Origin of the sequence: Brevibacterium sp. Marseille-P9724, assembly GCF_902500275.1 — a bacterium.
In the GTDB taxonomy this organism is placed as follows: Bacteria; Actinomycetota; Actinomycetes; order Actinomycetales; family Brevibacteriaceae; genus Brevibacterium.
In genome coordinates, this window is sequence record NZ_LR722990.1 from 13,086 (window position 1) to 37,675 (window position 24,590).

At 60.2% G+C, this 24,590-nt stretch carries 27 protein-coding genes; 9 read left to right on the forward strand and 18 right to left on the reverse strand.

Annotated features, from left to right (window positions below):
* The first annotated feature begins 9 nt into the window (after positions 1–9).
* Positions 10–603, forward strand: coding sequence for a hypothetical protein (locus GC119_RS00100; protein WP_070776802.1), 594 nt, complete (start codon positions 10–12; stop codon positions 601–603).
* Positions 596–1,027, forward strand: coding sequence for a HEPN domain-containing protein (locus GC119_RS00105; protein WP_070576533.1), 432 nt, complete (start codon positions 596–598; stop codon positions 1,025–1,027). The genes GC119_RS00100 and GC119_RS00105 overlap by 8 nt, the downstream gene beginning before the upstream one ends.
* 463 nt (positions 1,028–1,490) lie before the next feature.
* Here GC119_RS00105 and GC119_RS00110 read toward each other — a convergent pair whose 3' ends face one another.
* Genes GC119_RS00110 through GC119_RS00120 form a run of 3 tightly spaced genes read right to left on the reverse strand, consistent with a single transcriptional unit; the run spans position 1,491 to position 2,459 of the window.
* The gene (locus GC119_RS00110) at positions 1,491–1,919 is read right to left on the reverse strand and encodes a GNAT family N-acetyltransferase (RefSeq protein ID WP_070576536.1); all 429 of its coding nucleotides are present in this window, start codon (positions 1,917–1,919) and stop codon (positions 1,491–1,493) included.
* A 50-nt stretch (positions 1,920–1,969) separates the two neighbouring features.
* On the reverse strand, positions 1,970–2,161 hold the full coding sequence (locus GC119_RS00115) for a hypothetical protein (protein WP_319643746.1): 192 nt from the start codon (positions 2,159–2,161) through the stop codon (positions 1,970–1,972).
* A gap of 52 nt (positions 2,162–2,213) precedes the next feature.
* Entirely contained in the window at positions 2,214–2,459 is a 246-nt protein-coding gene (locus tag GC119_RS00120; protein WP_070576545.1) for a ribbon-helix-helix domain-containing protein, read from the reverse strand.
* 175 nt (positions 2,460–2,634) lie between these two features.
* On the opposite strand from GC119_RS00120, the gene GC119_RS00125 reads away from it, so the two are divergent.
* The 4 genes from GC119_RS00125 (at position 2,635) to GC119_RS00140 (ending at position 4,453) form a co-directional block, all read left to right on the forward strand.
* Positions 2,635–2,970 carry an XRE family transcriptional regulator gene (locus GC119_RS00125; RefSeq protein WP_070576548.1) on the forward strand — a complete coding sequence of 112 codons (336 nt, stop codon included), beginning with the start codon at positions 2,635–2,637 and terminating at the stop codon, positions 2,968–2,970.
* A 285-nt stretch (positions 2,971–3,255) separates the two neighbouring features.
* Positions 3,256–3,498 carry a type II toxin-antitoxin system Phd/YefM family antitoxin gene (locus tag GC119_RS00130; RefSeq protein WP_070576585.1) on the forward strand — a complete coding sequence of 81 codons (243 nt, stop codon included), beginning with the start codon at positions 3,256–3,258 and terminating at the stop codon, positions 3,496–3,498.
* Positions 3,495–3,761, forward strand: a complete 267-nt coding sequence (locus GC119_RS00135) for a Txe/YoeB family addiction module toxin (protein WP_083304257.1) — start codon at positions 3,495–3,497, stop codon at positions 3,759–3,761. The genes GC119_RS00130 and GC119_RS00135 overlap by 4 nt, the downstream gene beginning before the upstream one ends.
* Positions 3,762–3,874: 113 nt before the next feature.
* Positions 3,875–4,453, forward strand: coding sequence for a DNA-3-methyladenine glycosylase I (locus tag GC119_RS00140; RefSeq protein WP_070576551.1), 579 nt, complete (start codon positions 3,875–3,877; stop codon positions 4,451–4,453).
* A 77-nt stretch (positions 4,454–4,530) separates the two neighbouring features.
* On the opposite strand, the gene GC119_RS00145 is transcribed toward GC119_RS00140, so the two are convergent.
* Positions 4,531–4,848, reverse strand: a complete 318-nt coding sequence (locus GC119_RS00145; RefSeq protein WP_070576558.1) for an amphi-Trp domain-containing protein — start codon at positions 4,846–4,848, stop codon at positions 4,531–4,533.
* A 255-nt stretch (positions 4,849–5,103) separates the two neighbouring features.
* On the opposite strand from GC119_RS00145, the gene GC119_RS00150 reads away from it, so the two are divergent.
* Positions 5,104–7,032, forward strand: coding sequence for a heavy metal translocating P-type ATPase (locus GC119_RS00150; protein ID WP_070776803.1), 1,929 nt, complete (start codon positions 5,104–5,106; stop codon positions 7,030–7,032).
* Positions 7,033–7,084: 52 nt separating this feature from the next.
* Here the strand turns inward: GC119_RS00150 and GC119_RS00155 are convergent, their stop codons facing one another.
* The 8 genes from GC119_RS00155 to GC119_RS00195 all read right to left on the reverse strand — a co-directional run bounded on the left by GC119_RS00155 (position 7,085) and on the right by GC119_RS00195 (position 16,814).
* Positions 7,085–7,930, reverse strand: a complete 846-nt coding sequence (locus GC119_RS00155; RefSeq protein WP_226829129.1) for a glutaminyl-peptide cyclotransferase — start codon at positions 7,928–7,930, stop codon at positions 7,085–7,087.
* Positions 7,931–8,160: 230 nt separating this feature from the next.
* Positions 8,161–9,351: a hypothetical protein gene (locus GC119_RS10875; protein WP_176745892.1), complete on the reverse strand. Its 1,191-nt coding sequence runs from the start codon at positions 9,349–9,351 to the stop codon at positions 8,161–8,163.
* A 49-nt stretch (positions 9,352–9,400) separates the two neighbouring features.
* Positions 9,401–10,582: a hypothetical protein gene (locus GC119_RS00170; RefSeq protein ID WP_070776804.1), complete on the reverse strand. Its 1,182-nt coding sequence runs from the start codon at positions 10,580–10,582 to the stop codon at positions 9,401–9,403.
* 49 nt (positions 10,583–10,631) lie between these two features.
* Complete coding sequence (locus tag GC119_RS00175) at positions 10,632–12,023, reverse strand: hypothetical protein (RefSeq protein WP_151952209.1); 1,392 nt, start codon at positions 12,021–12,023, stop codon at positions 10,632–10,634.
* Between the two features lie 323 nt (positions 12,024–12,346).
* A complete protein-coding gene (locus tag GC119_RS10880) occupies positions 12,347–13,594 on the reverse strand; it encodes a hypothetical protein (RefSeq protein ID WP_070574026.1) in 1,248 nt (415 codons plus the stop codon).
* A 174-nt stretch (positions 13,595–13,768) separates the two neighbouring features.
* The gene (locus GC119_RS00185) at positions 13,769–15,694 is read right to left on the reverse strand and encodes an alkaline phosphatase (RefSeq protein WP_070574024.1); all 1,926 of its coding nucleotides are present in this window, start codon (positions 15,692–15,694) and stop codon (positions 13,769–13,771) included.
* 152 nt (positions 15,695–15,846) lie between these two features.
* The gene (locus GC119_RS00190; RefSeq protein WP_070574022.1) at positions 15,847–16,188 is read right to left on the reverse strand and encodes an LPXTG cell wall anchor domain-containing protein; all 342 of its coding nucleotides are present in this window, start codon (positions 16,186–16,188) and stop codon (positions 15,847–15,849) included.
* Between the two features lie 164 nt (positions 16,189–16,352).
* Positions 16,353–16,814 (reverse strand): hypothetical protein, encoded by a 462-nt coding sequence (locus GC119_RS00195; RefSeq protein ID WP_070574020.1) that lies wholly within the window; start codon positions 16,812–16,814, stop codon positions 16,353–16,355.
* A gap of 106 nt (positions 16,815–16,920) precedes the next feature.
* On the opposite strand from GC119_RS00195, the gene GC119_RS00200 reads away from it, so the two are divergent.
* Together GC119_RS00200 and GC119_RS00205 are read left to right on the forward strand one after the other, a co-directional pair.
* Positions 16,921–17,505 (forward strand): TetR/AcrR family transcriptional regulator, encoded by a 585-nt coding sequence (locus tag GC119_RS00200; RefSeq protein WP_070777701.1) that lies wholly within the window; start codon positions 16,921–16,923, stop codon positions 17,503–17,505.
* A gap of 57 nt (positions 17,506–17,562) precedes the next feature.
* Complete coding sequence (locus GC119_RS00205) at positions 17,563–18,495, forward strand: acetamidase/formamidase family protein (RefSeq protein ID WP_151952210.1); 933 nt, start codon at positions 17,563–17,565, stop codon at positions 18,493–18,495.
* 142 nt (positions 18,496–18,637) lie between these two features.
* Here GC119_RS00205 and GC119_RS00210 read toward each other — a convergent pair whose 3' ends face one another.
* The 6 genes from GC119_RS00210 to purU all read right to left on the reverse strand — a co-directional run bounded on the left by GC119_RS00210 (position 18,638) and on the right by purU (position 24,573).
* Positions 18,638–19,597 carry a siderophore-interacting protein gene (locus GC119_RS00210; RefSeq protein ID WP_070777699.1) on the reverse strand — a complete coding sequence of 320 codons (960 nt, stop codon included), beginning with the start codon at positions 19,595–19,597 and terminating at the stop codon, positions 18,638–18,640.
* 14 nt (positions 19,598–19,611) lie between these two features.
* The gene (locus GC119_RS00215) at positions 19,612–20,475 is read right to left on the reverse strand and encodes an ABC transporter ATP-binding protein (RefSeq protein ID WP_151952211.1); all 864 of its coding nucleotides are present in this window, start codon (positions 20,473–20,475) and stop codon (positions 19,612–19,614) included.
* 29 nt (positions 20,476–20,504) lie between these two features.
* On the reverse strand, positions 20,505–21,521 hold the full coding sequence (locus GC119_RS00220) for a FecCD family ABC transporter permease (RefSeq protein WP_226829131.1): 1,017 nt from the start codon (positions 21,519–21,521) through the stop codon (positions 20,505–20,507).
* Positions 21,518–22,564 (reverse strand): FecCD family ABC transporter permease, encoded by a 1,047-nt coding sequence (locus GC119_RS00225; protein ID WP_141759583.1) that lies wholly within the window; start codon positions 22,562–22,564, stop codon positions 21,518–21,520. Before GC119_RS00225 ends, GC119_RS00220 begins: the two co-directional genes overlap by 4 nt.
* Positions 22,545–23,612, reverse strand: coding sequence for an iron-siderophore ABC transporter substrate-binding protein (locus tag GC119_RS00230; protein WP_070777698.1), 1,068 nt, complete (start codon positions 23,610–23,612; stop codon positions 22,545–22,547). The genes GC119_RS00225 and GC119_RS00230 overlap by 20 nt, the downstream gene beginning before the upstream one ends.
* 118 nt (positions 23,613–23,730) lie before the next feature.
* Complete coding sequence (gene purU / locus GC119_RS00235; RefSeq protein ID WP_070574008.1) at positions 23,731–24,573, reverse strand: formyltetrahydrofolate deformylase; 843 nt, start codon at positions 24,571–24,573, stop codon at positions 23,731–23,733.
* Positions 24,574–24,590: the final 17 nt, after the last annotated feature.

Here is a 24,590-nt window from a genome sequence, read left to right on the forward strand (position 1 = left end):
TCACGTTTTGTGAAGGTTCCTGGCTCGCAGTTGACTCCATTCGTGCGCTCCGACGCGGTCGGGGCGATCCTTGCGGAATCCCTGAGTCATCCCGACCGGGAGTTCTCACTGGCTGAGCTCGGCCGCCGCACCGGCGTCAGTGGCCCAGTGGTTCATCGTGAGGTGGGGCGGCTCGTGGAGAGCGGCATTCTCCGGGACCGTCATGAAGGGCGCAATCGACTTGTGCGAGCCGATGACGAGCATCCGCTGTTCAGGCCCATGCGCGAGATTGTCGACGCCACCTATGGGCCCGTGCCCGTTCTCCGTGAGCAGTTCGATGGTGTGGAGGGCATCGAGCGCGTACTGATCTACGGATCCTGGGCAGCCCGACGAGCCGGCGAGGCAGGGGAGTTCCCGAACGATATCGATGTCCTTGTCCTGGGTTCTGCTCCGCGCCGGGTGTTGGTGGCGATCGCTTCCGAGGTCGGAGAGCGACTCGATGTGCCGGTGAACGTGACCAGGCTGTCCATCGAGGAATGGGAGACGGATGACCCGACGCCGTTCGTGGCGACGTTGCGTTCACGCCCTAGCTTCGACGTGATGACTGGGAATCTTCATGTCTGACGTCATCGCTCGGATGCTCGCGAGCCGACGGCTGGAGAGGGTCGCGGTAAACAGGGATTATGCGGTGACGGTGATCGAGATGGCGAAACAACACGTCCGCACCGCTGAGGCGCTGGCCGGCTCCGATGACCAGGCCATGGCGTTCACGGCGGCTTACGACGCTGCGCGCAAGGCGCTCGTCGCCGTTCTGGCCACGAAGGGATTGCGGGTGCGCCCGGTTGGCGGAGCCCATCGGAACACGGGAGTGGCCGCCGCCGAGTTCATCGAGGACGCTGCACTCGAGGAGTTCGAATGGATGCGCCAAGTGCGCAACGCGACAGAGTATCCCAGTGATGATCAGCCGACGGCGACCCTCCAGGACGTCAGGGAAGCAATCAGTGCCGCATCGGCGATCGTCACCGCCTGCGAGGCGATTCTTGGCTGAATCGGTCCTCTGGGCATGTGGATCGACGTGCTCAGCCGCTGGCTGGCCGGCGAGCGCATCAACGGCACGCACGCCAGTGAACGCGATGGTTCTCAGTGCCGGAACGCGGTCGAGTTCCGGTTTAACGTGTAGCCGAGTGCGTCGTTCAGCTTTTGGCTGATCGGCTGAATGGCCGCTTGAGGGCGGCCCCGGAGTTCGCCGGGGCCGCCCTTTTCGTGTGGGTGGAGCCGTTTGGCATGAGTGACATGGTGGTGCGCATGGCTCGGATGGAAGGAGGAATTGGGCGGTTCGGGTTTTTGCCGGCATGGCCTTCCTTGCCGATGGCAATCGCATCCGCGCCGCTGAGGAAGCTTTGTCCGGCACCGCCCTAGTTATACTGTCGGGCGACGATGCCGTCCATCTTTGGAATCACTAACTCACTGGGTTCAGTCCGTCGAGCTGGTTTTCGACGAGTGAAGTCCGCTCAGCTGAAGTGCACAAAAACGCGCGCCTGTTCGCTGAGTTCGCCGAGGTCGTGGGTCTCAGTGAAGCCCATGGCTTCGTAGAACGAGCGAGTGGCCTGCCCGCAGTCGGTCATGAGCACCTTTTGGCGCACCTCGTCGTAGGGCTCGAATGCGCGCGAGAAGAGCTCGCGGCCAATCCCGCGTCGATGGTGGCTCGGCCGCACGAGAATGTCCTGTAAATAGGCGATCGTGAGCCCATCGCCGACGATGCGGGCGAGTCCCACGAGTTCGTCGCCCACCCTCGCTGTGACGACCCGAAGTGAAGCACCAATCGCCGCTTCGAGCCGTTCGGGGGTGCGCGTATAGACTGTCCAGCCGACGGAACCGTAGAGCGAAACAAGCTCTTCTCGAGTGGGCGCGTCATCGTGCCTGTATGTCACGAGTTCCATGAGTGCGAGTTTAGTGCAGGAGACAATGGAGCTCCTGGCTATCTTGGCGATTAGTCGAGCAGGGTCCGGTACTGTTTTCGAGCCTTCATCGAGTGAATGACGGTTTCTGATCCGTCGTCCCAAATAAGGACAACCAGCTCGAGCAGTCGTGTTGAGTTGTCGAATCCGAGGCGAAGCTCTCGTTGAGGGGTCTCGTCGTCAAGTGGAGCCTTGAAAGCGCAGCCGGACGTTGCTGCAATCACAGAATCTGCCGGCTCTATGCCGTGCTTTGTTGCGCTCCGGTGAACTTCCACCTTAGATTGCGTTCCTCAATACTTCGCGGATTGCTTGAGATCTCGACCAGCCGTGGGCGGCGGCATAGTTATCCAGATCAGAAATTTCGCTGGGCGAGAGGCGAATAGAGACAACCTTTGCCGCCGCCTCGTCACGAGGTTTGCGCCCCCGAGAGCGCAGGGTCTCCACGTCATAGCCGCGTTCTGCTTCGGCTGCCCAAGCCTCAATCTGCTTTTCGCTGACTGGCTTTCCTTTGATGGTCTTCATGCCCTTAATCGTAATACGAAATTAGGTTAGACGCTAGGTGCAGTGGGTATCTTGTGGAGTACGCCGACTGGAAGTGGCGGCATATTGTGCCGGGTGGTCTGTGGTGGTTGTGCCCTTTGAGCAACGAAGCGCCACGCTCATTGCGACCTCACCTGCTCAGTTTGATACTTGAACCATGACAATCTGGAAAGTGTCCGACGACTGGTTTGACCGGCACACGACTCAAGACCTTGCCTACCGGGTTCGGGTACGTGTCATCACGCCGAACGCGCTGGATTCCGCATGGGCGCGAATTGTTGAAGAGCACGGCTCTGACGATGATGGCGTTGTGCCCATCGGCGGGGCCGCGCTCATCCGGGTGAATGACTGCGAGGCTGAAGCCGTCAGCGGGGGAGAGGACGCCCTTGATTCGCTCGAGTGGGTTGTCAATGACGTCCTCAGTGAAGCCCTCAAGGGGGTCGAGGTGCTGGTCGTGGCTGAAGAGAGAACTTTGGTTATTGACGAGATGTAGTATCCGGCAACGCTGGTACAAAGAGAACACTCCGTTGGTTAACGATAGGTCTGACGAGCACCTGCGCGAGAAAGTCAGCTCAACATAAGCTCAGCTTGCAGAGCGCATTGGCGTTGGCCACCGCCAAATCTCCAAAAATGACAACGATGATCTCGACAGTGTCAAACTGGTTTGACTGAATTAGGGTGAGTGCTCTTGAAGGGGCGCAGACTGGCGGTGCCTTGTTATCAACCCCTTGCCGGGACGTACGTAAAAGCGTACGATCACTCTGGAGGTGTTGATGACATGACTGCTGTGAGTGTCACCTCGGCGCGCGCCAACTTGTATCGCCTGATCGATCAGGTCAACAGCGAGTCCGAGCCGCTGACCATCACGGGTCAACGCGGTAATGCGGTCTTGGTAGGTGAGGACGACTGGCGGGCGGTGCAGGAGAGCCTGTTTTTGGCCTCAATTCCAGGGATGACCGACTCGATCCGTGCGGCTCGGGCTGAAGGAATCAGTGCGGCGTCGGAAGAGCTTGACTGGTGACTGATTGGCGCTTGGTCTATTCACGGCAGGCGCAGAAAGACGCGAAAAAGTTGGCCTCATCCGGATTGAAGCCAAAAGCACAGTCGCTGCTGAAGGTGCTTGCCGCTGATCCCTTCGCTGCGCCACCGCGTTCTGAGAAGCTGGTTGGAGATCTGGCCGGCTGCTATTCGCGGCGAATCAATATCCAGCATCGCCTTGTCTATGAGGTTGACGCCCAAGAACGCATCGTCCATGTCCTTCGAATGTGGACTCATTATGAGTAGGCAGGTTCGCTGCCTGCGCCGTTCGTTTATTCTGCAGTGCGCCTTTGCGGCCTGCCGAGCTTCGGGCTTCTATCTTCAGCCCATCGCGGAGCAGTTTCGAGGAGGCCAGCCGCATGAATGAATCTCTTGTCATCGGCGACGATGGAATCATCCGCCCGCCATGGGCTGCCTCGGACCCTCTGCTGCGGGACTACTACGACAGGGAATGGGGTCGGCCGGTCAGGGATGAGCAGGGCTTGTTCGAGCGGCTCAGTTTGGAAGCGTTCCAGTCAGGCCTGTCATGGGTGACGATTCTGCGCAAACGTGAGAACTTCCGGGCGGCTTTTGACGGCTTTGATCCTGAAATCGTTGCCGCATACAACGACGCAGACCGGGAACGCCTGATGGCAGATGCCGGGATCGTGCGCAATCGGCGCAAAATCGACGCCACAATCACCAACGCGCAGGCAACACTCGATCTGCGCGCCGACGAGGGATTAGCTGACCTTATCTGGTCGTACCAGCCGGAGGTCCAGCCTGTCCCGAGAACGGCAGACGAGGTGCCCACCACCTCGCCGGAATCAAAAGCTCTCGCCAAGGCGCTGCGCAAGAGAGGCTTCGTGTTTGTCGGACCCACGACGATGTTCGCGCTCATGGAAGCCGTCGGCATCGTCAATACCCATCTGGTCGGCTCGACCGCGCGGCCGGAGTGACAGGTGCGCCCCGATGCAAACGGGGTGCAAGCAAAGCCGCTTAGCGCATCGTCGCGCGGCCCGGTGGCTTCGACCGCTTAGGAAACTGCGAAGCCCGAAGCCTGGCCGTCCTCATCGACAGGCGCGCCGGTGTCATCGACAAGCCATTCGATTTCGAGCTCAAGTTCGCGCTCAATGCCGCGACGTCGGTGCGAATCAGTCACTTCCATTGTCGTGCGAAATGTTCCAGGAAGCTCCATGGACACCGCACCTTCGCCGGTGCCGAGGGTCATATCGCCTGCGCGAATGCGTGTGGCCAAGTTTTCCAAGAACGCTGCCAGGTCTTCGCGATTGAAGTCGGCTTTGCTCTTCAGAAGCTTCTGATTCCTCTTGGGCGTGTGTGGAGTCTGCGTCATTGCGTTTCCATTCTTTCGAATTCGGCCAGCTCTCGGGCGGATGCCGGTGGTAGTTGCCGACATCTGTGAGGGCTCGCGTACCGCTTCCATTCTATCGGGACAAAGCGTGTGACCAGGCAGGATGGCGCACTGATCCCGTTGGCCAGTCGGCAAAGCGCGCAGCGGACCATCCCCTCATATAAGCAGGGGCTTTTATATTGTAAGCTGGACATATAGGCAGTCGTTTATATGTCCAGCTTTGATGAGGAGTGCCCGATGAGCGACGTGTGCTGCAGAACAGAAACACCTGCCCGGCCCATCGTCCCCGGTGAGGAAATAGAGACGGCCCCGAAGTGGTGGCGTGACCCCGCCCTGCTTCCGTCGGCAATTTCAGGCTTGTTCCTCATCGTCGGCTTTGCTCTTGGCCTTGCGGGCCAGACGCTGCTGGCGACGGTCCTGGAATCTATCGCTCTGCTGGCAGGCGCATGGACTTTCGTGCCCGGTGCGCTCAGGGGAGCAGTGCGCGGCAAAGTCGGTGTCGGCCTGCTCATGACCATCGCAGCAGTCGGCGCAGTCGCCCTCGGGCACGTCGCCGAGGCGGCCGCCCTCGCTTTCCTGTTCTCACTCGCCGAAGCACTGGAAGATCGCGCGATGGATCGCGCAAAGGCAGGCCTGCGAGAGCTTCTTTCCCTGGTTCCCCAGACGGCCCGGGTGGTGCACGGCGATGAAGTGCACACGGTTCCCGTAGCCGACCTTCGAGAAGACGATCGGCTGATCATCGGCGCGGGGGAGCGGATTGCCACCGACGGATTGATTCTCGAAGGCCGGTCGCATATTGACGCTAGTGCCGTTACCGGCGAAGCGATTCCTGTCGCAGTTGCTGAAGGCGATGAGGTCACAGCCGGCACCGTCAACGGCTCGGGTTCGCTCGTGGTCAAGGCGACTGCGGACGGGTGTGACAACTCGCTTACACAGATCGTGGCCCTCGTAGAACAAGCGCACGCGCGCAAGGGTTCACGGGCTAGGCTTGCGGACCGAATTGCTAGGCCGCTGGTGCCCATTTCGCTCATAGCCGCGGCCCTGGTAGCCGCCTTCGGCTTCATCGTCGGTGACCCGTGGACCTGGGTTGAGCGCGCGCTCATCGTGCTGGTCGCAGCATCGCCGTGCGCACTTGCCATAGCAGTGCCGGTGACTGTCATCAGCGCCATCGGTTCGGCATCCAAACTCGGAGTGGTCATCAAATCCGGCGCTGCTTTTGAACAGTTCGGCACCGTGGGCCAGGTGGCCTTCGACAAAACCGGCACACTGACACAAGGGCACCCCAAAGTCGCAGAAGTCCGCACTGCCGCGAACACCACGCAGACCCAGGTGTTGGCGTGGGCCGCCGCGGTCGAGGCGACAAGCACACATCCGCTGGCTGCGGCCATTGTCGAAGCCGTACCAGCAGCTCCAGCGGCGACGGGGATCAGTGAAGATGCCGGACACGGCATCCGCGGCACTGTTGGCGGCACAGATGTTCGGGTGGGCAGCCCGCGTTGGATTGATCCAAGCAGTCTCAGTGCTGCCGCAGAAGAGCTTGCCGAAGCCGGTATGACAGTTGTCGTGGTCGAAGCCGACGGTACGATTGTTGGCCTGATCGGAGTACGCGATGAACTGCGGCCAGAAGCCAAAGAAACCATCTCGATTCTGGCCGAAAATGGCGTCGACACGATCATGCTCACCGGCGACAACCGCCGCACCGCGCTGGCGCTCGCAGCAGAAGCAGGCATAGACCAAGTTCGTGCCGAGCAGCTGCCCACTGACAAGGCCGACGCTATTGCCGGGCTCAATGACCAGCAGCCAACCGCGATGGTCGGCGACGGCATCAACGATGCTCCCGCGCTCGCAACGGCAACGGTTGGGATTGCGATGGGCGCCACTGGGTCGGCAGCTGCTGTGGAATCAGCGGATATCGCCCTGACGGGGCACGATCTGCGGCTGATCCCGGCTGCGCTCTTGCATGCGCGCCGCGGCAGAAGGATCATGACCGTCAACATTGCCCTGTCGCTGGCGACGGTTCTCGCTCTCTTCCCGATCGCGATCTTCGGGCTGCTCAACCTCGCCGGAGTAGTGCTTGTCCACGAACTCGTTGAAATCGTCGTCATTCTCAACGGCGTGCGTGCCGCACGCTTGGGAACGAAACACCTCGGAGTTGTTCCGCAGTGAGGTGCGGCGGCTGGCCCTTGGTTCTGTCGATTGACGAGGTGGAGAGCACCACTTAATCGCCTACCGGGACAAAGCGAACCTCATAAAGGGTGTCCCAGTATTTGCCCGTGAGGTAGTAACGGTCGGTGTCTGGAATCTTGGCGATTCCGTTGAGGACGTCCGCACCTGGTCTGCGCGCGGCCTTAAAAGCGCCCTGTGTGTCGACAACTGCTGTAACCTCGCCGCTGTGTGGGTCGATGCGGTAAATATCGTCGCTTTGCCAGACGTTAGCCCACACTGCGGGTGAACCTTGCGGATCTGCGCTTGGGTCGCAGTCCAGCTCATTGAGTCCTCGTGCAGGCTTTCCTTCCAGGGTTACGTCAACAGTGCCCTCAGGATCGAAGCTGTCAGGGTTTCGGAACGTCAAGGTGGCCGACCCGTCGCTCATCACCAGTCGTTCCCCGTCCGAACACAGACCCCAGCCTTCACCCTCGTAGGTCTTGGTGGTGATGACTTCTAACGTGTCTGGGTGTCGCATAAACGCAACGTTCTGCTGCCAGGTCAGCTGCCAAACAGACGAGGTGCCCTTGCCGTTGTGCTGGGTCACACCTTCCCCGAAGAACTTGGCAGGGAGCGGTCGGTTGTTGGTCTGCTGGTCATCTGCCGTTGTGTGGTAGATCCGCGACTTGCCGTTCATGCCGGTTCCAACAAGCAGGCTGCCGTCATCGACAACCTCGAGGCCCTGGGTGAAGCTGCTTGAGTCCCACGGGTGTTCGCTGACAATTTCAACGCCCAGTTGCAGAGGGGACTTCGCAGCAGATTCAGTGCCGGTTGAGTTGGGTGCAGTGGCCGTGTTCGAACCGCATGCGGTGACAGCCAGAACCGTAAAACAGCTCAGTATTGACAGGAGCGCGCGCAAAAAGGATCTGCAAGTAGGGATGAGCTTCGAAGTGGAAGCTGAATCGGCAGATTGCAATGTGACAAAGCCTTTTGCTGTAAAGCGTCGTTTCGGTTGGGACAGCGGCGGTTGCCAGCGGACGCCCCGGGTGGGCAGCGTGCGTCATGCCGTCGAGCGTGACAGGCCTGAGAGGGGCTTGGTGTGGCCCCTCTCAGGCCCGTCACTGCATCAGTGGCCGTGGGCTGTGGTTATCACTGGCGCTGTGAACGGCGGCGTGAGAGCACGGTGATGGCTGTTCCCAGTGCCAGGAGTGTGCCTGCGGCTGCGAGTGCTCCCATGATGTGGGTGCCTGTTCGCGGCATAGCGCTCGGTGAGGAATCACCCGGGGTTGGAGGGGTGGATTCCTTTGGTTCCGATGCGGCCGTCGGAGTGCTGCTCTCACTCGGTTCGGGAGTCGGTGTTTCGCTTGGCGTTGAACTCTCACTTGGCGTTGGCGAAGGTTCAGGTGTTGAGGTCGGGGTTTCACTTGGGGTTGGCTCTGGGGTAGAGCTGTCGCTGGGTGAAGGATCAGGTGTCGGAGTTTCCTCAGCGCTTGGAGTGGGCGAGGGCTCTGTCGTCGGGTCTTCACTTGGGTTAGGCGAAGGCGCGGGTGTTTCAGGCTTGTCTTCACCTACCGCGAACGAGCTGCAGGCATGCGTAGACGTGGAATTAATTCGTTCAAGCTCCAAAGATTCTTCGAGCTCGTTGATTTCGTCTTTAGACATGCCAGGTTTCAGCAAATCTGATAGACGGTCTTCCCATTGCTTTTTGTACTCGTCTTCAGAAATCGCTGAGACTTTATTGTCGGCAAGAGAAAATAATATGTTGTTATATCCTATTGGGTCCTCGACAGCTATTCTGAAAGAATAACTTCCAGTGTGGCCGCCGGACTTGCTTTTGAGAAGAGTTGGGTTCCAAGCTTCTTTTTCGATTTCCTCGCGATATTCTTCGAACTCGGCGGGCAGCCTCAACTTCCTATCGTTGTTGTCTTTGCCGCCGTAAGTAAAGGAGGCAGTTCCTGACTCATCAGTGAAAATGATGCCGCGGCTGAAGGGAATCTCTTCGTCGTCCCAGATTTCGTCGCGATCAGCTGTCGGCAAACCAACCAGAGGAGAATCAGGGGGCAATTCATCATTGTCGTAAATTTCGCTGGCCTTGACGAGATCGCCCCGCGTGAGAGTTATGTGGACAATTGCGTTTGGAGGGAGGCCTTTAGCAGTGAGGGTAACGCCTTGCTCTTTGAGCTGACTCTCAGTAGCGGGCGAGGGGTTGAGCTCGAAGAACCCCGGCGCGGACAGGCAAAACCCTGACTGTGCTTGGGCTTGCGCTGGGGTTGCCATGCTGAGCAGTGGGCTCATCAGACCGATGCAGGTGGCGGCCGTGGCAGCGAGAAGTTTCTTCATAGGGACTTTCCTGTACGTGTTTCAAAGGTTCCGGTATGCGGTGTGGCTATCACTGGCGCTGTGAACGGCGGCGTGAGAGCACAGTGATGGCTGTTCCCAGTGCTAGGAGTGTGCCTGCGGCTGCGAGTGCTCCCATGATGTGGGTGCCTGTTCGCGGCATAGCGCTCGGTGAGGAATCACCCGGGGCTGGTGTTGTGGATTCCTTTGGTTCCGGTGCGGGCGTGGGTGTGTTGTTGCCGCCAGGCTCGGGAGTTGGAGTCTCCTCCGCATCAGGTGTCGGAGTGCTGCTTTCGCTGGGTTCTGGCTTTGGCGTTTCGTTTGGCGTTGAACTCTCACTCGGCGTGGGCGAAGGCTCAGGTGTTGGGGTTGCGTCAGGTTCGGGTGTCTCAGGCGGAGTGTCGGTCACTTTGAACCCGGTGCAGGCTACGGCCGGCATATAGCTAGCGTAACGGCGAGTTAGATCTTCTGACACTCCTTGCCCGCGAAGGATTTCCTCACGCTGCTTGACGACAGCTTTGTGCTTATCGTCTATCGGACCGTCGGTCGGGCCTTCGAGACCGACCGGGACGAGGGAGTTGTTTTCATCGAAAGCGAGCTGGTACAGGTCATGCACGCTGTTTCTCGGAATGAGCAGCAGTACACTGTAGTCGCCCGTGTAATCATCGGCTTCGCTTTCAGGAAGCTGCGATGACCACGACGTTGCCCTCAATTGCCCCGCTAGTTCTTCTTGTTCGGGAGTGAGGGATGATTCTTCTCTGACCTCTTCAGTGCCGCCGAAAGTAAACGAAGCAGTGCCGCTTTCATCAGAGACGACGTACCCCCTGCGCGCAATAACGCCGCTGTCGGCCAGGTCAATGTCACCGAACAAATACTCGTTGGAGTCTGAGTGCGAGATGTTCATAGCTTTAAAAGCTTTGAATTCTTGTAGTCCAGCGTCGTCAACTTGGTCGCGAACCGGTTCAAATAGGTCGTCTGCCGTCTGAAGCTTGTTTTTGATCACCAGAGCTAGTCCCAGTGTGTTTGGGGGCAGGCCTTTGGCGTTGACGGTGATCTTTGCACCCTGCTGTTTCAGCTGCGTTTCTGTTATAGGCGAAGGGCTGATGCTGACAAGCCGCGGATCGTCGAGGCAGAGGGGCCAGCGCCTGCTGTCTGCGTTGGCAGGCGCCGCCGTGGTGATGCAGCTGGCAAAGCCAATGCAGACGATGCCTGCGGCAGCGAGAAGTTTCTTCATAGGGACTTTCCTGTACATGATTTAAGGGTTCCGGTATGCGGTGTGGTTATCACTGGCGCTGTGAACGGCGGCGTGACAGCAGGGTGATGGCTGTTCCCAGTGCTAGGAGTGTGCCTGCGGCTGCGAGTGCTCCCATGATGTGGGTGCCTGTTCGAGGCATGGCGCTCGGTGAGTCACCCGGGGTCGGTGTTGTGGATTCCTTTGGCGCTGGTGCGGGGGTGGGAGCGCTGGTCTCGCTCGGTTCCGGAGTCGGCGCTTCGCCCGGCGTTGAACTCTCACTTGGCGTTGGCGAAGGTTCAGGTGACCGAGTTTCTTCAACGCTCGGACTGGGTGACGGGTCCGGTACCGGGGTCTCATCACCTTCAGGGGTGGGAGCGCTGGTCTCGCTCGGTTCCGGAGCTGGGGTTTCGCTCGGCGCTGAACTCTCACTTGGCGTTGGCGAGGGTTCAGGTGTTGGGGTCGGGGTTTCGCTTGGGGTTGGCTCTGGGTTAGAGCTGTCGCTGTGCGAAGGGTCAGGTGTCGGAGCTTCCTCATCGCTTGGAGTGGGTGAGGGCGCCTGCGTCGGGTCTTCACTTGGGTTAGGCGAAGGCGCGGGTGTTTCAGGCTCGTCTTCACTTGGGGCTGGTGAAGGATCCGCAGTTGGGTCGTCGCTCACCGCAAAAGAGGAACATGCAGTAAGGGTAGAAATATGCCTAACGATGCCATCGCGCGGCAGTCCTTTTCTTTCAAGCGATTCCACCCTGTTCTTTAGCTTCTGGCTGGAATCGCGAAAATACTGCTTGACATCTTCATTGTCAAACTCTTCAGCGTAGCTTTCGCCGAAGTCTGGTTCGAATTCTACTGCTCCAAAACTTGTCGAAGCCGAAGTTCCGTCGAAGAAGAAGCTATAAGGCCCTACAGGGAAGCTTCCGTCAGATTCTCCAAAGGAGTCTGAGCTGAGATTGAAGCCGATGGAATAGGTGCCCTTGACGTCTACAGTGTCGTTTGCTGCCCTGGGGAAATCCGGTGCGCTGTCGTTAAGTCCAGCTATTAAGTCGTCAGCTTTGTCGCCATACTCGTTTCTAAGCGCCTGTTCTAATTCAGGTGGAACAGGCGAGCTCCGCTGGTTCTGTTCTTTTCCACCAAAGGTGAAGGATACGGTTCCGTCAGGCCTCGGAGTGAAATACTGAAAATGGACGATCCTTTCGGGATCAATGGTCTCGAAGAAAAAGCCGCTTAAAGTAGAACTGAAAGTGAAAAACTTCATGTTCGTTTCCTTCATCAGGGAAGCGAACTGCTGCATCTCTGGACTGCTGTCTTCAGTGAGTTCATCTACGTAGGGGTGATTTCTCAAATCGCCTTTGACCACAACCATTTGGCCAAGCGCCTTGGGGTTTCGAGGCAGTCCCTTAGCGGTAATGGTGACGCCGTCCTGTCGGAACTGGGTTTCGGTGACGGGCATGGGCGCAGTGTTGATGAACCCCGGCGAATTCAAACACAGTGCCGACGCAGCTTGTGCTTGAGCTGGTGTTGTTGCGGCGATCGTGCTGGCAAGTGCAGTGCAGACAACAGCGGCGCTTGCAATGAGTTTCTTCATGGAGAGATCCCTTGGGTTGCTGTAGCTGTCCCTGACAGCACTGAGCTTCTAGGTGTAGTTCCTTCTGATGATGTTGTTCGGTTCCACAGTTCCACGCGCGGCGTTTATGGTTTGCGTTCCTGCTGAGCCTGAGAGGGGCTTGGCCCCTCTCAGGCTGCTGCTGGGTCAGTGCCCGTGGGCTGTGGTTATCACTGGCGCTGTGAACGGCGGCGTGAGAGCACGGTGATGGCTGTTCCCACTGCCAGGAGCGTTCCTGCTGCCGCGAGTGCGCCCATGATCTGAGCGCCTGTGCGCGGCATGGTACTCGGTGAGGAATCACCCGGGGTTGGAGGGGTGGATTCCTTTGGTTCCGGTGCGGGAGTAGGAGTGCTGCTCTCGCTCGGTTCCGGCGTTGGGGTTTCGCTAGGCGTTGAACTCTCACTCGGCGTCGGTGACGGCTCCGGCGTGGGAGTGCTGCTTTCGCTCGGTTCCGGTGTTGGGGTTTCGCTGGGCGTTGAACTCTCACTCGGCGTCGGCGAAGGCTCCGGCGTCGAGCTTTCGCTCGGTGTGGGCGAAGGTTCAGGTGTTGGGGTTTCGTCAGGTTCCGGTGTCTCAGGCGGAGCGTCGGTGACTGTGAAGCCGGTGCAGCCTAGAACCGGTGTGAATTCAGCATAACCGCGCGATCGATCTTCTGACACCCCCTGTTCGCGAAGCATGGCCTCACGGTTGTCGATGATCGGTTTGTACTCATCTTCGTACATGCGGTCGAGGGGAATCGGGACCAGGGAGTTGTTTTCATCGAAAGCAAGTCCGTACAGGTCATACGGGCCGCTTCTTGGAAGGGCCAGCAGCACAGTGTAATCGCCCCGATAATCGTCGTCTTTGCTTTCTGGAAGCTGCGATGACCACGGGGTCGTATTCAATTCATTGACGAGTTCTTCTTGTTCGGCACTCAGCGGTGATTTTTCTTTTGCCTCTTCTGCGCCGCCGAAAGTAAACGAAACCGTGCCGCTTTCATCAGAGACGACGTACCCTGTGCGCGCGATAACACCGGTGTTGTTCGGGTCAATGTCATCGAATATATAATTGTTGGGGTTTGCGTGCGAGATGTTCATAGCCTTAAGGGCTTTGAATTCTTCTAACCGAGAGGCGCTAAGCTCGCCGCCTGCCTCTTCGCGCGCCTTTTCCAGTAGGTCGTCGGTCGTCTGAAGCTTGCCCTTGATCACCAAAGCCACTCCCAGTGTGTTCGGGCGCAGGCCTTTGGCGTTGACGGTGATCTTTGCACCCTGCTGTTTCAGCTGAGTTTCTGTTATAGGCGAGGGGCTGATATTGAGAAGCCGCGGATCATCGAGGCAGAGGGGCCAGCGTCTGCTGTCTGCGTTGGCAGGCGCCGCCGTGGTGATGGAGCTGGCGAAGCCAATGCAGACAATGGCTGCCGCAGCGAGAAGTTTCTTCATAAACAGGACCTCAGTGTGTTGTCAAGTGTCGTATTAGCTACCATTTTCGTGATTTTGTTCGAACTTGCAAGTAGAGGTCAGGATTCACTCAGACTCTTTGGGCATGCAAAGGGCGGGCCTCGGGTTTCCCGAGGCCCGCCCTTATATCAGGCTGCTGTTGACTGAGCCCGTCGATCAGGCGTCGGCAGCTTCGCGCTTGCGCCTGCCGACCAGCACGGCTGCGGTGCCAGCTGCCAACAGGCCTGCTGCGATTGCAGCTGCTGCGCCGATCTCCGTACCTGTGCGGGGGAGCGCACCGTCGCCGCTGTTCGAGCTGGTGCCCGCTGCAGCGGGTGTTTCCGATGCCTCGTCATCCGAAGCCGGTGAGGAATCGTCGTCCTCACGCTGCTCGTTCCGCGGTGCCTCGCTGTTTGACTGTTCGTCTTCGCGGGGTTCCTCTGCCGGTTTCTCGGAATCGCTGCCCTCCGGCTGCTTGGTGGGCTTATCAGAGGGGTCTTCGCTCGATTCCTTCATAAGGTCGAACGAAATGTTGGCTACGTCGGTGTTGTCGATGTAGTCCCCGCGCACGGGGTCGGTGCCTTTCACGTAATTGCCGACGCTGTCAGCACCAGCGCCCTGGGTGAAGAACGGAACCAGGTGATTGGTGTGCTCTGGGGAGTTCCAGCTGTCGACGGGGAGGGCGCCCTTCTCACCAGTCATCGGCGCCCACTGTTTGGTGTCCGCCTTGTCTGCTTCCGAAGGCGACGGTGCCGCTGCCGCAGGAACACCGAAAGCAGCAGGGGCAGCAGGATTCTCTTCAGTGGCGCTGTCGTCAGATGTGCTGTCATCGGTCGCACCCTCACTGGGCGTGCCCTCACCGGCAGCTTCTTCGTCGGTGGAGCTGTTCACAGCACCGTTGAGGTAGCCGGTTTCGTGATCCGCGGTCACAATCAGGAGGGTTTCCTCCCAACTGGAGTTCTTTTCAACCCAGTCGGTGACGGCTTCCACGGACTTGTTGAAGTCGTCCATTTCTTCCAGGTTGCCGACGGTGGCGTTGCCGTGGCCGGCCCAGTCGATTGCACCTCCTTCGATCATGGTGAAGAAGCCGTCTTCGTCCTGCGACAGGACGTTCAAAGCGGCCTTTGTCATGTTCTCCAGCGATACGACGTCGTTCTTCTTTGCCTCGCCCGGCAGAGGTGCGTCGCCGGTGATCGGCTGACCGTCAACGCGACCGTTGTTGGTGTTTCGCGGTTCGGCTGCAGCCAGGCTGGATCGGTTGAACTGGAGTGTTTCGGCGACGGGAGCGAGGCCGAACAGGCGTTCGGGAACGTTTTCTCCGCGGGCAATGGCGTCAATGCCGTTTGAATCCTCGACGAATGTGCGTCCCGAACCGTCCTTTTGAAGGCCGGTGTACTGATCTTCTGTCAGCCAGTCCCACTTTGCTTCGCGCGGCTTGGCGTCATCGTCGAACTTCGGGTGGCCTGCGCCCATGACCACGTCGAGCGAACCGTCGATCATCTGCTGCGCGATTTTGTGGTTGTCTTTGCGGCTGTTGACGTGAGCGCCCCATGCTGCTGGGGTCGCATGGCCGAAAGGCACCGATGACACGACGCCGGTTGCCCGGCCGGTTTCGTGCGCGTGCTCAGCGGCGTTCTTGACGGGGTTCTTCTTTCCGTCGATGCCCAGGTAGCCGTTGTGGGTTTTCTTGCCGGTGGCAAGTGCGGTGCCCGAGGCTGCCGAATCTGTGGGGTTGTTGTTGGCCCAGCCGAAATCGCCCCAGGCGTCTTCGCTCTTGTATTCGGGGGAGTCGAGTGAGGGGTGCTTCATAGAAAGCTGCACGTCGAAGCCCTCGTATACCTGCGACGGTGTTTTTCCGTAGCCGTCCTGCTTGGCTATCTTCTCTCCGGGCTTGCCCTGAATCTGCCAGTTGGTTTTGCCGTTTGTGTAGAGGCTGGAGGCGTCAACGTGGTTGAAGCCCATGCCGTCGCCGATCATGATGATGATGTTGCGCGGTTCGGACTGCGGTTCGGCCATGGCGGGTGCGGCGAAGCCCGTGGAGCCGGCCACAGTGCAGACGACCGCGCCGCCGAGTGCTCTGCGAGCGGTTGATGCGAAGCTCATTGCGTTCCTTCAAGTTGTAGTTGCCTGTCTCTACAACCTCATCGAAGGGGCTTGACCGCGGGCTATCTGCGAAGCGAGCGTGAAGTTAACTTCGCGTCAATTCGCCACTGTGAACGGCGGACTTCCACATTAGAGTCTCGCGGTTTTGAATCTCAGGCTTCGGCGGCTGTGCGTTTGCGCCGACCGGCGAACACCGCCGCGGCACCGGTGGTCAGCAGACCGCCGGCAACAGCGGCCGCAACTGTGAGTTCAGTTGTCGTCTGCGGAAGTGAGCTTCCGCCGCCGTCGTAGACAGCGCGAATGCTCTCGACATCCGGTGGGCTGCCAAAGTGCTGAGGGACGGCTGCCTTTGATTCCGTCGTCGAGGCGCCGCCTGCCATGATCTGTTCCGTCTGGTCTGGTGCCGCTGAAGCCGGTGCGGCACCAGACACAGCCAGGGCGGTAAGGACAGCCGTGCCGATCGCGAAGCGGCCGACAGTGCTCGCGAAGCTCATGCTGTGCTCCTCAGAAGATTGTTCATCGGACCTATTGCACGCGCAAAGAGTGGCTGGATGCTGGCCGGTGGTTGGCCCGGCGGCAAGCCCGAGGTGAACGCACGGACAATACCGTGCGTTCACCTCGGGCGTGGTGCGGTCAAGAGGGCTGCCTGAGTCCGTCTTCAGCCCAGAAGATTGAATCCAGCGACTGTCAGAACCCCAAACAGGATGCCCCACACGGCAATCGAAATGATCTGCCATACGGCAACAACATTGCGCGAAGCGCCAAAGGAAACCATTGCCATTGATGTGATCTGACTGGGCAGGACCGTCTGCCCGAGCAGGCTGACGCCGGGAACGCCCCAGCGGTCGAACATTTTGCGCAGACGCTGTGTGCTGCGTTTGGGTTCGCGTTTGGCAAAGCGGCGACGCAGACTGTGTGCGCCGAAAACCAGAACGAGCATTGACACTGTGTTGCCGATGACTGCGGAAGTCACCGCGACAACAGGGTGGACGCCAGCGATGATGCCCACAGCGGATCCGCCGTAGGATTCAACGAAAGGCAGTGCGGCAATGAGCATGACTCCGGCCCATCGGGCCCATTCGGGCAGTGACTGCGTGAAGTTCTGAAGTGCTTCGATCATGGTTCCTCCGCGATTGGTACACCGTGCTAGTTCAGTGTACTGGCACAGCGTGCTAGGTTGTCAACAGAAAAACGGACACCAGTTTCTCAGCCAGGTGGGGGTCTAAGTGGCTGATAGGCGCGAACAGATTCTCGAGGCAGCACTGCAGTTGGCGCATGAAAGCGGGCCAGGTGCGCTCAGCGTGCGTGCGGTTGCCGAACGAGCGGGGATTGGGGCGAGCACTCTTCGCTACTACTTTCCAGCGCAGAGTGATCTTGCGTTTGCTGTATCGGAGCGTCTCATGCAGCGCACCATCCCCGACCTCAATATCGAAGACTCGTCACTGCCGCCACAGCAGCGGCTCACGGAGTGCGCGATGCAGTTCCTGCCGCCGAGCGCTGACGAGGTTTCGCATCTGGTCAGCGCCTGGGCGGAGCAGGTGGGCCGGGGCTTTGGACTCAAAGCTGACGAAGCTCCGAGGCGACTTCTGGAGCGGCTCTACCGGCTCGGCATCGGCCGCTTCGAAACATGGCTGGGTGCCCTCGCTGCCGAGGGCCATGTCGCTGAAGAAGATATCGACGGCTTTGCCTCTTTGCTGGCTGGTGCCTGCGACGGCTTCATGCTGCAGCTGGCCGCGGGCGAGGTTGACCTTGAGCAGGTGCGCACGCGCCTGGAAAAGCTGTGCACTCTGATTGTGCACGGTGAGCAGTGAGGGTCCGCATGGCAAATCCACCGGTCACGCTGCCGTGAAATCGGCGATGGTTGAGCCATGACAACGATTGACCATTTCCTCTCCAACGAAAACGGCAAAGGCTCTTTCAGCGCCGCCATCGAACCAGTCCTCAGGATCAAACCGGGAACTGGTGAAACCATCGGCTTTGAAACTGACGACGAGGTCTACGACCAGCTGTACGAAGGCAAAACCCTCGACCAGATCACAGTACAGATCAACCCCGTCACCGGACCGGTCTACGTCGAAGGCGCAGAGCCGGGGGATACCCTCGCAGTCCACATCCACGACATTGAGCTGACCGAGTTCGGCTACTCGGTGTACCTGCCCGGTGCCGGCGCCCTGGCCGAGCGCATGGGCCAGGACCAGATGGCCCGCCGCATCCCAGTGAAGAACGGCAAGGTGACCCTGCTCGATGGACTGGAAGTCGATGCCCTGCCGATGATCGGCTGCATCGGCACCGCGCCCGCCGAAGGCGAAGGCTCCGTCGTCATGCCCAGCTTCGCAAACGGCGGCAACATGGACCTCACCGATGCCAAGCCCGGCTCAACCGTCTACCTGCCGGTGGACGTGCCCGGTGCGCTCCTGTCGATCGGCGACATCCACGCCATTATGTCCCGCGGTGAATCCAGCTTCGTTGCGATCGAAGCACAGGGCACGGCGATTGTGTCCGTCGACCTCATCAAGGGTGTAAAGCACCGGGCCCCGCGCATCGAAACAGAAGACGAATGGGTCTTCATCGGGCTGGGCAGCCCCGTACAGGATTCGATTCAGCGCGGCTATGAAGACGTCTTCGACTTCCTCGTTGAGGACAACGGCTATTCTCGCGAAGACGCCTACGTCGTCATGAGTGCTCTGGTGCACTCAGAGTTGGGCGGACCCACCGGTTCAGAAAACCCTGACCCGCTGCACCCGTTCACCGCAATCGGCGCTGTAGCAGTCCACCGCCTGCCGAAGTCATTGCTCAAGTGAACCCATGGCTGGCCTGGGTCCCTACTCGTGGTGCACTTTGCAGTCGTTGTTTGGACATTCCGGTGCTCAAGCGGTGTGGGCTGACATGTAACCCTCGGCGTGGCGCGCAAAGGGCTAGGCGTTGGAAACGCTGTGAACTGCCTTATCCCTTATGGGCAACGCCCTTCTTCCAATAGCCCATGAACGACACGCACTGGCGTGGGACTCCACGCCCTTGAACGAGCAGGCGCCGCATGGCAGTGACCGCCCCGGATTCTCCGGCAATCCAGTAGTAGACATCGTCTGCTTCGGCGTGCTCGACAGGGGTGAGGTCCTCTCCGCTGCGCGAGAACTGCGGTGTTTCCCATACCATTGCGCTCGCGTCGTCAGCAGGAACATCGAGTTTCAGCTGGTCGCTGGGTTCGTTGCCAGACTGCGCGATGGGTGCAGCTGCTTCGAGTGCGCTGATCAGGAGGTCGCCGTGGTCGGCATTGTCGCTTTCGCGGACGAGCCAGTGGATCCTGACACCAGCAGGAGCGTCGATGCTCTGCTTGTCGGCCTCGGTCGGGACCTCGATGAAGGCTTCCCCTATGGTGCCCTCCGGCCATTCCGAGAGAGTCTTGGCAATGGCCGGCAACGCGGTTTCGTCACCGTACAGCTGCACGGTCTTGCAGTCTCCGGGCGAGAACTCAATACCAGCGCCTGAATCATCGTCGATGCTCGGGGCGATTACGTACAGCTCATCGCCCGGCTTGGCTTCTTCTGCCCAGCGCGAGGCGGGGCCGGAGTGTCCGTGCTCGTCGGTGTGGAGAACGAAGTCGATGTCGAGCTCTGCTCGGTCCTGCGTTCCCTGGTCCGGGTCTTCGGGACGGCGGAAGTCGCGAACGCTGTATGTTCGCATGATTCCGCGCTCGTCTGCCGGCAGGGCCCTTCTGACGTGGATCGCTTCCGGGGACTCAGGCAGATCTGGAAGGCCTGGTGGTCCCGGGAGGATGATCTTGATGCGCAGGTCGCGGGTCACCCGCGCCGGTCCCATCTGGTCGACACCTGTGAACGTCACCCGCTGAAAGTTCGGGGTGATGCGCTCGCTGCGCAGAACGCTGACGCGAAACGGCAGGTACATGGGTGCTCCTTCTATCAGTGGGGTGCGTTGATGTGTGATTGGCGGATGAAGCCGCCAGCGTGGTGGCGGCCGATGGGCATGATCGACGGCAATCCCGATACAGGATCAGCGACGATTGACGCTTCGAGGTCAAAGACTTCCCGCAGCGCTGCATCGGTGATGACATCGTGAGAGCTTCCAGCGCGCTTGACAGTTCCGCTGCGCATTGCGACAAGCTCATCCGAGTACCGGGCTGCGAGGTTGAGGTCATGGAGAACCATGATGATCGTTGTGCCGCGCTGCTGGTTGAGATCTGTCAGCAGGTCGAGCACCTCAAGCTGGTGTTTCAGATCCAGATACGTCGTCGGCTCATCGAGCAGCAGCACATCTGTCTGCTGGGCAAGCGCCATGGCAATCCACACGCGCTGGCGCTGGCCGCCGGACAGCTCGTCGACAGGGCGGTCTGCGAGATCTGCGGTCTTCGTGTCCTCCAGTGCGCGCGCTGTTGCCTCGAAGTCCTCGGCACTCCAGCGGCCGAAGAGTCCCTGGTGAGGTGTTCTTCCGCGCCCGACGAGGTCGAACACCGATATGCCCTCAGGCGCGGTCGGCGTCTGCGGCAGCATCGCAACCCTGCGGGCCAGCTCCTTCGTCCCGAAGTCAGATAGTGTCCGTCTGGCCAGCTTCACAGTCCCGCCACTGGGCTTGATGAGGCGGGCAAGTGTTCGCAGGAGAGTCGACTTGCCGCAGCCGTTGGGGCCGATGATTGATGTGATCCGCCCTGCGGCGAATTCATGGTTCACCGAGTCGACGATGCGGCGATCGCCGTGGCCCGAGCTGAGGTTCTCAGCCGACAGGCTCCAAGCGTCTTCGGGCGACGGGGGTGAGGAGAGCACAGTCATCGTCGATCAGGCCTTTCTGTTTCGGTGTGTCATTTTCGAGTGCGGATGAGCAGGGCAATGAGGAGCGGAGCGCCGAGTGCGCCGGTGACGACGCCGACGGGATAGCGCGTCCCGAACGCGAATTGGCCGATCGCGTCGGCGGTGAGAATGAGTGCCGCACCCACCAGACCGGAAGGAAGGATGAGAGACGTCCCGGCAGGGAAGAGCCGGGATGCAATCGGACCGGCCATGAAAGCCGCGAACGCGATGGGGCCCGCGACGGATGCAGCGGCCGCAAGGACCAGAACTGCGGCCATCAGCAGTGCTGGTCGGAGCATCCGTGAGCGGACGCCCAGAGCTTCGACCGTGTCATCGCCGAATTGCAGCAGTGCTAGGCGATTCGAGCCGAGAACTCCCACACTCAGAGCAGCGGCCGCTGCGATGAGGGCGGGCCAGCCCTGTTCAAAGCTCACGCTGTTGAGAGAACCTGTCAGCCACCGAACCGCCGCCGGAGCATCCCATGCGGCAGCTCGTGACAGAACATAGGACGTCCACGACTGCATCACGGCGCCAACACCGATGCCGATGAGGATGAGTTTCGGTCCCGAACGAGGTCGTGGCACCAACCAGAAGACCGCCGCGGCAACGACAAGCGAGAAGATCAGCGAAGACGCAGATACAGCCGCGGTTCCCCAGTGTAAGAACACGATTGCCGTTGCGCCGGCGGCCGAGGCCGCGCTGGAGATTCCGATGATGTCCGGTGAGGCCAGCTGATTGCGAAGCAGAGTCTGGAACAGTGCGCCCGAGACGCCGAATGCAGCCCCGACGGCCGCGCCGACCGTGGCGCGCGGCAGCCGCAGGTCGCCAACGGCAAACGATGCGCCGGGGACGGTGTGGCCGGTGAGAACGGCCCAGACTTCGCCAGGGGAATAGAACACATCGCCGATCATGAGGCTGCAGAACCACAGGACGAGGACCACTGCTGTAAGAGACGTCAACCGGACCGCTGCGCTCAAGCGCGCTGACCGGCGAGCAGAGCGCAGACTTTGGGTGATAGCAGCAGTCACAGTCCGCCTCCTTTCGCTCGCCGAGCCAGCCAAATGAACAGAGGTGCCCCCAACAAGGGCGTGATGATGCCGACCGCAATCTCACTGGGTCGGCCGACAACGCGCCCGAGGGTGTCCGCCGCGGTGAGGATTACGGCACCTCCCAGGAACGAGGCTGGAATGAGAAGTCTGTGATCTGTACCCAGAAGCAGGCGCAGGGTGTGGGGAACGATGAGCCCGATGAATCCGACCGGCCCTGCGACCGCGACAGCGGTTCCGCACAGGATCACCGCGCCGATGACGGCAAGCAGTCGGGTTCTGCTCGCTGGTACGCCCAGGCCAGTCGCCGCTTCATCGCCCAAAGCCAGAGCGTTCAGTCCGGGAGCGGACATCCACACGATGACAGCGCCGATTACGAGCAGGGGAGCGGCGGCCGTGAGCGACGACCACTCGGCGCCTCCTACAGAGCCGATCTGCCAGAAGCGGAACCGGTCCATGACGTCTTCCCGCGGAAGTATGACAGCGCTGGTCAGGCTCGACAGGGCAGCGGCGGTCGCAGCTCCCGACAAAGCGAGCTTCAGGGGAGTTGCACCGCCTCGGCCCAGGGACCCGACGGCGTAGACGAAGGCGGCCGCGACGAACGCTCCCACAATGGCGACGGCCATAGTAGGAGCGGGAAGCGACATTCCGGTGAACGCCATAGAAGCTGATACAGCCAGTGCGGCACCCGCGAGTATCCCGAAGATGCCGGGGTCCGCCAGCGGATTGCGGGTGACAGCCTGCAGTGTGGTTCCCGCCGCGGCAAGCGCCGCACCGACGCTCATGGCCAGCGCGGTGCGCGGAATCCTGACCGCCGCGGCTGCCTCGCCGGCAGTTGACGTGCCGCCGGTCAGAGCGCCGAGTGCGTCAGAAGCCGAAATGCTTCGCACTCCGAACATCAGCGAGCACACCGCGGCAGCGGCCACAAGGCCAATGAGCAGGACAATCGCCGTTGCCGACTTGAGGCCGCCTGCTGACGAAGCAAGCGAACTCAGCGGCTTCGCGTCAGCCCTTGAGGCCTTCATTCAGCTGTTCGAAGTAGCGGTCAATGCCCCACGGAATCGACAGCGGCGACGGGTTTGCGGCTGCTCCCACAGGTCCGTTCTCAAGGAATGCGACACGGCCGTCGGCGATTGCGGGGATCTTCGACAGGAGCGGATCGGACTGCATGCTCTTCAACTGCTTTTCGTCGTCTTCCTTGCTGCCTGACGAGTACGACACAACGAGGTCGGCGTCCTTGAACACCTCGGGCTTCTCCGCTGACACCTCGAGCCAGAACTCATCGCTCTTCTCGGATTCGCTCTTGACGTAGTCCGGTGCGGCAAGGCCGTGTTCAGCCAAAAAGCCCATGCGGGGATCTGTTGTTGAGAAGAAGCCGACCTTAGATGAATCCTCGGTACCGCTGAACGACGTGAACAGCACCTTCTTGCCCTTCAGGTCTGGATGCTTGTCGAGAGCGTCGGCAACCTTCTTTTCAGCGTCCTGAACAAGCTTTTCGCCATCGGCCTTTCGTCCCAGGGCCGCAGCGTTCATCTCCGTCATGTCCTTCATCGACGTTCCCCAGGGAATGTCGGGGTAGGCCACAACCGGGGCGATCTTGCTGAGGGTTTCGTAGTCTTCCTTCGTCAGCCCGGAATAGGACGCGAGGATGACATCGGGCTTTGTGTTGGCAACTTCCTCAAACGGGATGCCGTCGGTTTCGTCGAAGAGGACCGGCGCTTCTCCGCCGAGTTCCGAGAGCTTCTCTTCGTTCCACGGCATGATGCCGTTGCCATCATCATCTCCCCACGTGGCCTTCGACATTCCGACCGGCACAATTCCGAGGGCCAACGGGACTTCGTGGTTGGCCCATCCGACCGTCGCCACTCGCTGAGGGTTCTGCTCGACGGTGGTCTTGCCGAATGCGTGCTCGACCGTGACCGGGAATTCGTCAGTGGCCGTGGCGGCCTGTGTTTGGCTGCCGCTGCTGCCGGACTGCTCGGTGCCGCAGGCAGCGAGGGTGAATGCGAGTGAGCCGGCGATTGCCGCTGCTGCGAGAGCTCGCCTGGCGCGAGCGGTGGGGAATGGAGACACAGGGTTCCTCTGTTTCGATCTGGATTAAAGAGACGAAACATTAGGTTAGGCTAACCTCATCTTATAACGCAACAAAACTATGTCGTATGTTCTCCGACAAGGGCTGAAGAGGGGTGTATCAGCTGAACACGACGGTGCGGGTTCCGTCCATGAGCACACGGTGGTCGGCGTGCCAGCGCACCGCCTGAGCCAGAGTCCGCCCCTCAACATTGCGGCCGATGGCGATGAGCTCACCCGGTGACTTGCTGTGGTCGACGCGTACGACGTTCTGTTCGATGATCGGGCCTTCGTCAAGGTCGGCCGTCACATAGTGGGCCGTGGCACCGATGAGCTTTACGCCGCGCGCGTGTGCCTGATGGTAGGGGCGGGCCCCCTTGAATGCAGGCAGGAACGAGTGGTGGATGTTGATGACTCGCCCCGCCAGCCTCTCTGCGAGGTCGTCTGACAGGATCTGCATATAGCGGGCGAGGATGACCAGCTCGATGTCATGTTCCTCGATGAGTTCCAGCAGGCGAGCTTCGGCATTGGCTTTCGTGTCCTTGGTGATCGGGACGTGCTCGTAGTCGATGCCGTAGAAGTCGGCGTGCTTCTTCAGGTCCATGTGGTTCGACGCCACGAGCGGCACATCGATGTTGAGCTGGCCCAGGTGGTGATCGAACAGCACTTCGTTGAGGGTCCGCGGGTCTTTTGAACACATGATGAGAGTGCGCACCCTGTCGGCCTTGCGGTGCAGGCCAAGCTCCATGCTGAAGCGCTCCCTGACCGGCGTCATTGCTGCTTCCAGCTGGTCGCGGCTGCACGGTGCGTCGACTTCAACGCGCAGGAAGAATGTTCCGGAGTCCGGCGAGGTGAACTGCTGGGACTCGACAATGTTCCCGCCTAAGCCAACGAGGACCTCCGTGACGGCGTGGACTATGCCCGGTGTATCTGCGCAGGCGACGGTGATGATGAAGCGCTCCATGGCTCTCACTTTGTTTG

Excerpts from the sequence above, each read along its gene's own strand:
- GC119_RS00210 (WP_070777699.1), bottom strand. The coding sequence starts at position 19,597 with ATGTACCTGCCGTTTCGCGTCAGCGTTCTGCGCAGCGAGCGCATCACC.
- GC119_RS00195 (WP_070574020.1), bottom strand. The coding sequence starts at position 16,814 with ATGATCGAAGCACTTCAGAACTTCACGCAGTCACTGCCCGAATGGGCC.
- GC119_RS00215 (WP_151952211.1), bottom strand. The coding sequence starts at position 20,475 with ATGACTGTGCTCTCCTCACCCCCGTCGCCCGAAGACGCTTGGAGCCTG.
- GC119_RS00140 (WP_070576551.1), top strand. The coding sequence starts at position 3,875 with ATGAATGAATCTCTTGTCATCGGCGACGATGGAATCATCCGCCCGCCA.
- GC119_RS00185 (WP_070574024.1), bottom strand. The coding sequence starts at position 15,694 with ATGAGCTTCGCATCAACCGCTCGCAGAGCACTCGGCGGCGCGGTCGTC.
- GC119_RS10875 (WP_176745892.1), bottom strand. The coding sequence starts at position 9,351 with ATGAAGAAACTTCTCGCTGCCACGGCCGCCACCTGCATCGGTCTGATG.
- GC119_RS00190 (WP_070574022.1), bottom strand. The coding sequence starts at position 16,188 with ATGAGCTTCGCGAGCACTGTCGGCCGCTTCGCGATCGGCACGGCTGTC.
- GC119_RS00150 (WP_070776803.1), top strand. The coding sequence starts at position 5,104 with ATGAGCGACGTGTGCTGCAGAACAGAAACACCTGCCCGGCCCATCGTC.
- GC119_RS00225 (WP_141759583.1), bottom strand. The coding sequence starts at position 22,564 with ATGAAGGCCTCAAGGGCTGACGCGAAGCCGCTGAGTTCGCTTGCTTCG.
- GC119_RS00175 (WP_151952209.1), bottom strand. The coding sequence starts at position 12,023 with ATGCCCGTCACCGAAACCCAGTTCCGACAGGACGGCGTCACCATTACC.
- GC119_RS00110 (WP_070576536.1), bottom strand. The coding sequence starts at position 1,919 with ATGGAACTCGTGACATACAGGCACGATGACGCGCCCACTCGAGAAGAG.
- purU (WP_070574008.1), bottom strand. The coding sequence starts at position 24,573 with ATGGAGCGCTTCATCATCACCGTCGCCTGCGCAGATACACCGGGCATA.
- GC119_RS00105 (WP_070576533.1), top strand. The coding sequence starts at position 596 with ATGTCTGACGTCATCGCTCGGATGCTCGCGAGCCGACGGCTGGAGAGG.
- GC119_RS00170 (WP_070776804.1), bottom strand. The coding sequence starts at position 10,582 with ATGAAGAAACTTCTCGCTGCCGCAGGCATCGTCTGCATTGGCTTTGCC.
- GC119_RS00205 (WP_151952210.1), top strand. The coding sequence starts at position 17,563 with ATGACAACGATTGACCATTTCCTCTCCAACGAAAACGGCAAAGGCTCT.
- GC119_RS00130 (WP_070576585.1), top strand. The coding sequence starts at position 3,256 with ATGACTGCTGTGAGTGTCACCTCGGCGCGCGCCAACTTGTATCGCCTG.
- GC119_RS00120 (WP_070576545.1), bottom strand. The coding sequence starts at position 2,459 with ATGAAGACCATCAAAGGAAAGCCAGTCAGCGAAAAGCAGATTGAGGCT.
- GC119_RS00145 (WP_070576558.1), bottom strand. The coding sequence starts at position 4,848 with ATGACGCAGACTCCACACACGCCCAAGAGGAATCAGAAGCTTCTGAAG.
- GC119_RS00125 (WP_070576548.1), top strand. The coding sequence starts at position 2,635 with ATGACAATCTGGAAAGTGTCCGACGACTGGTTTGACCGGCACACGACT.
- GC119_RS10880 (WP_070574026.1), bottom strand. The coding sequence starts at position 13,594 with ATGAAGAAACTTCTCGCTGCGGCAGCCATTGTCTGCATTGGCTTCGCC.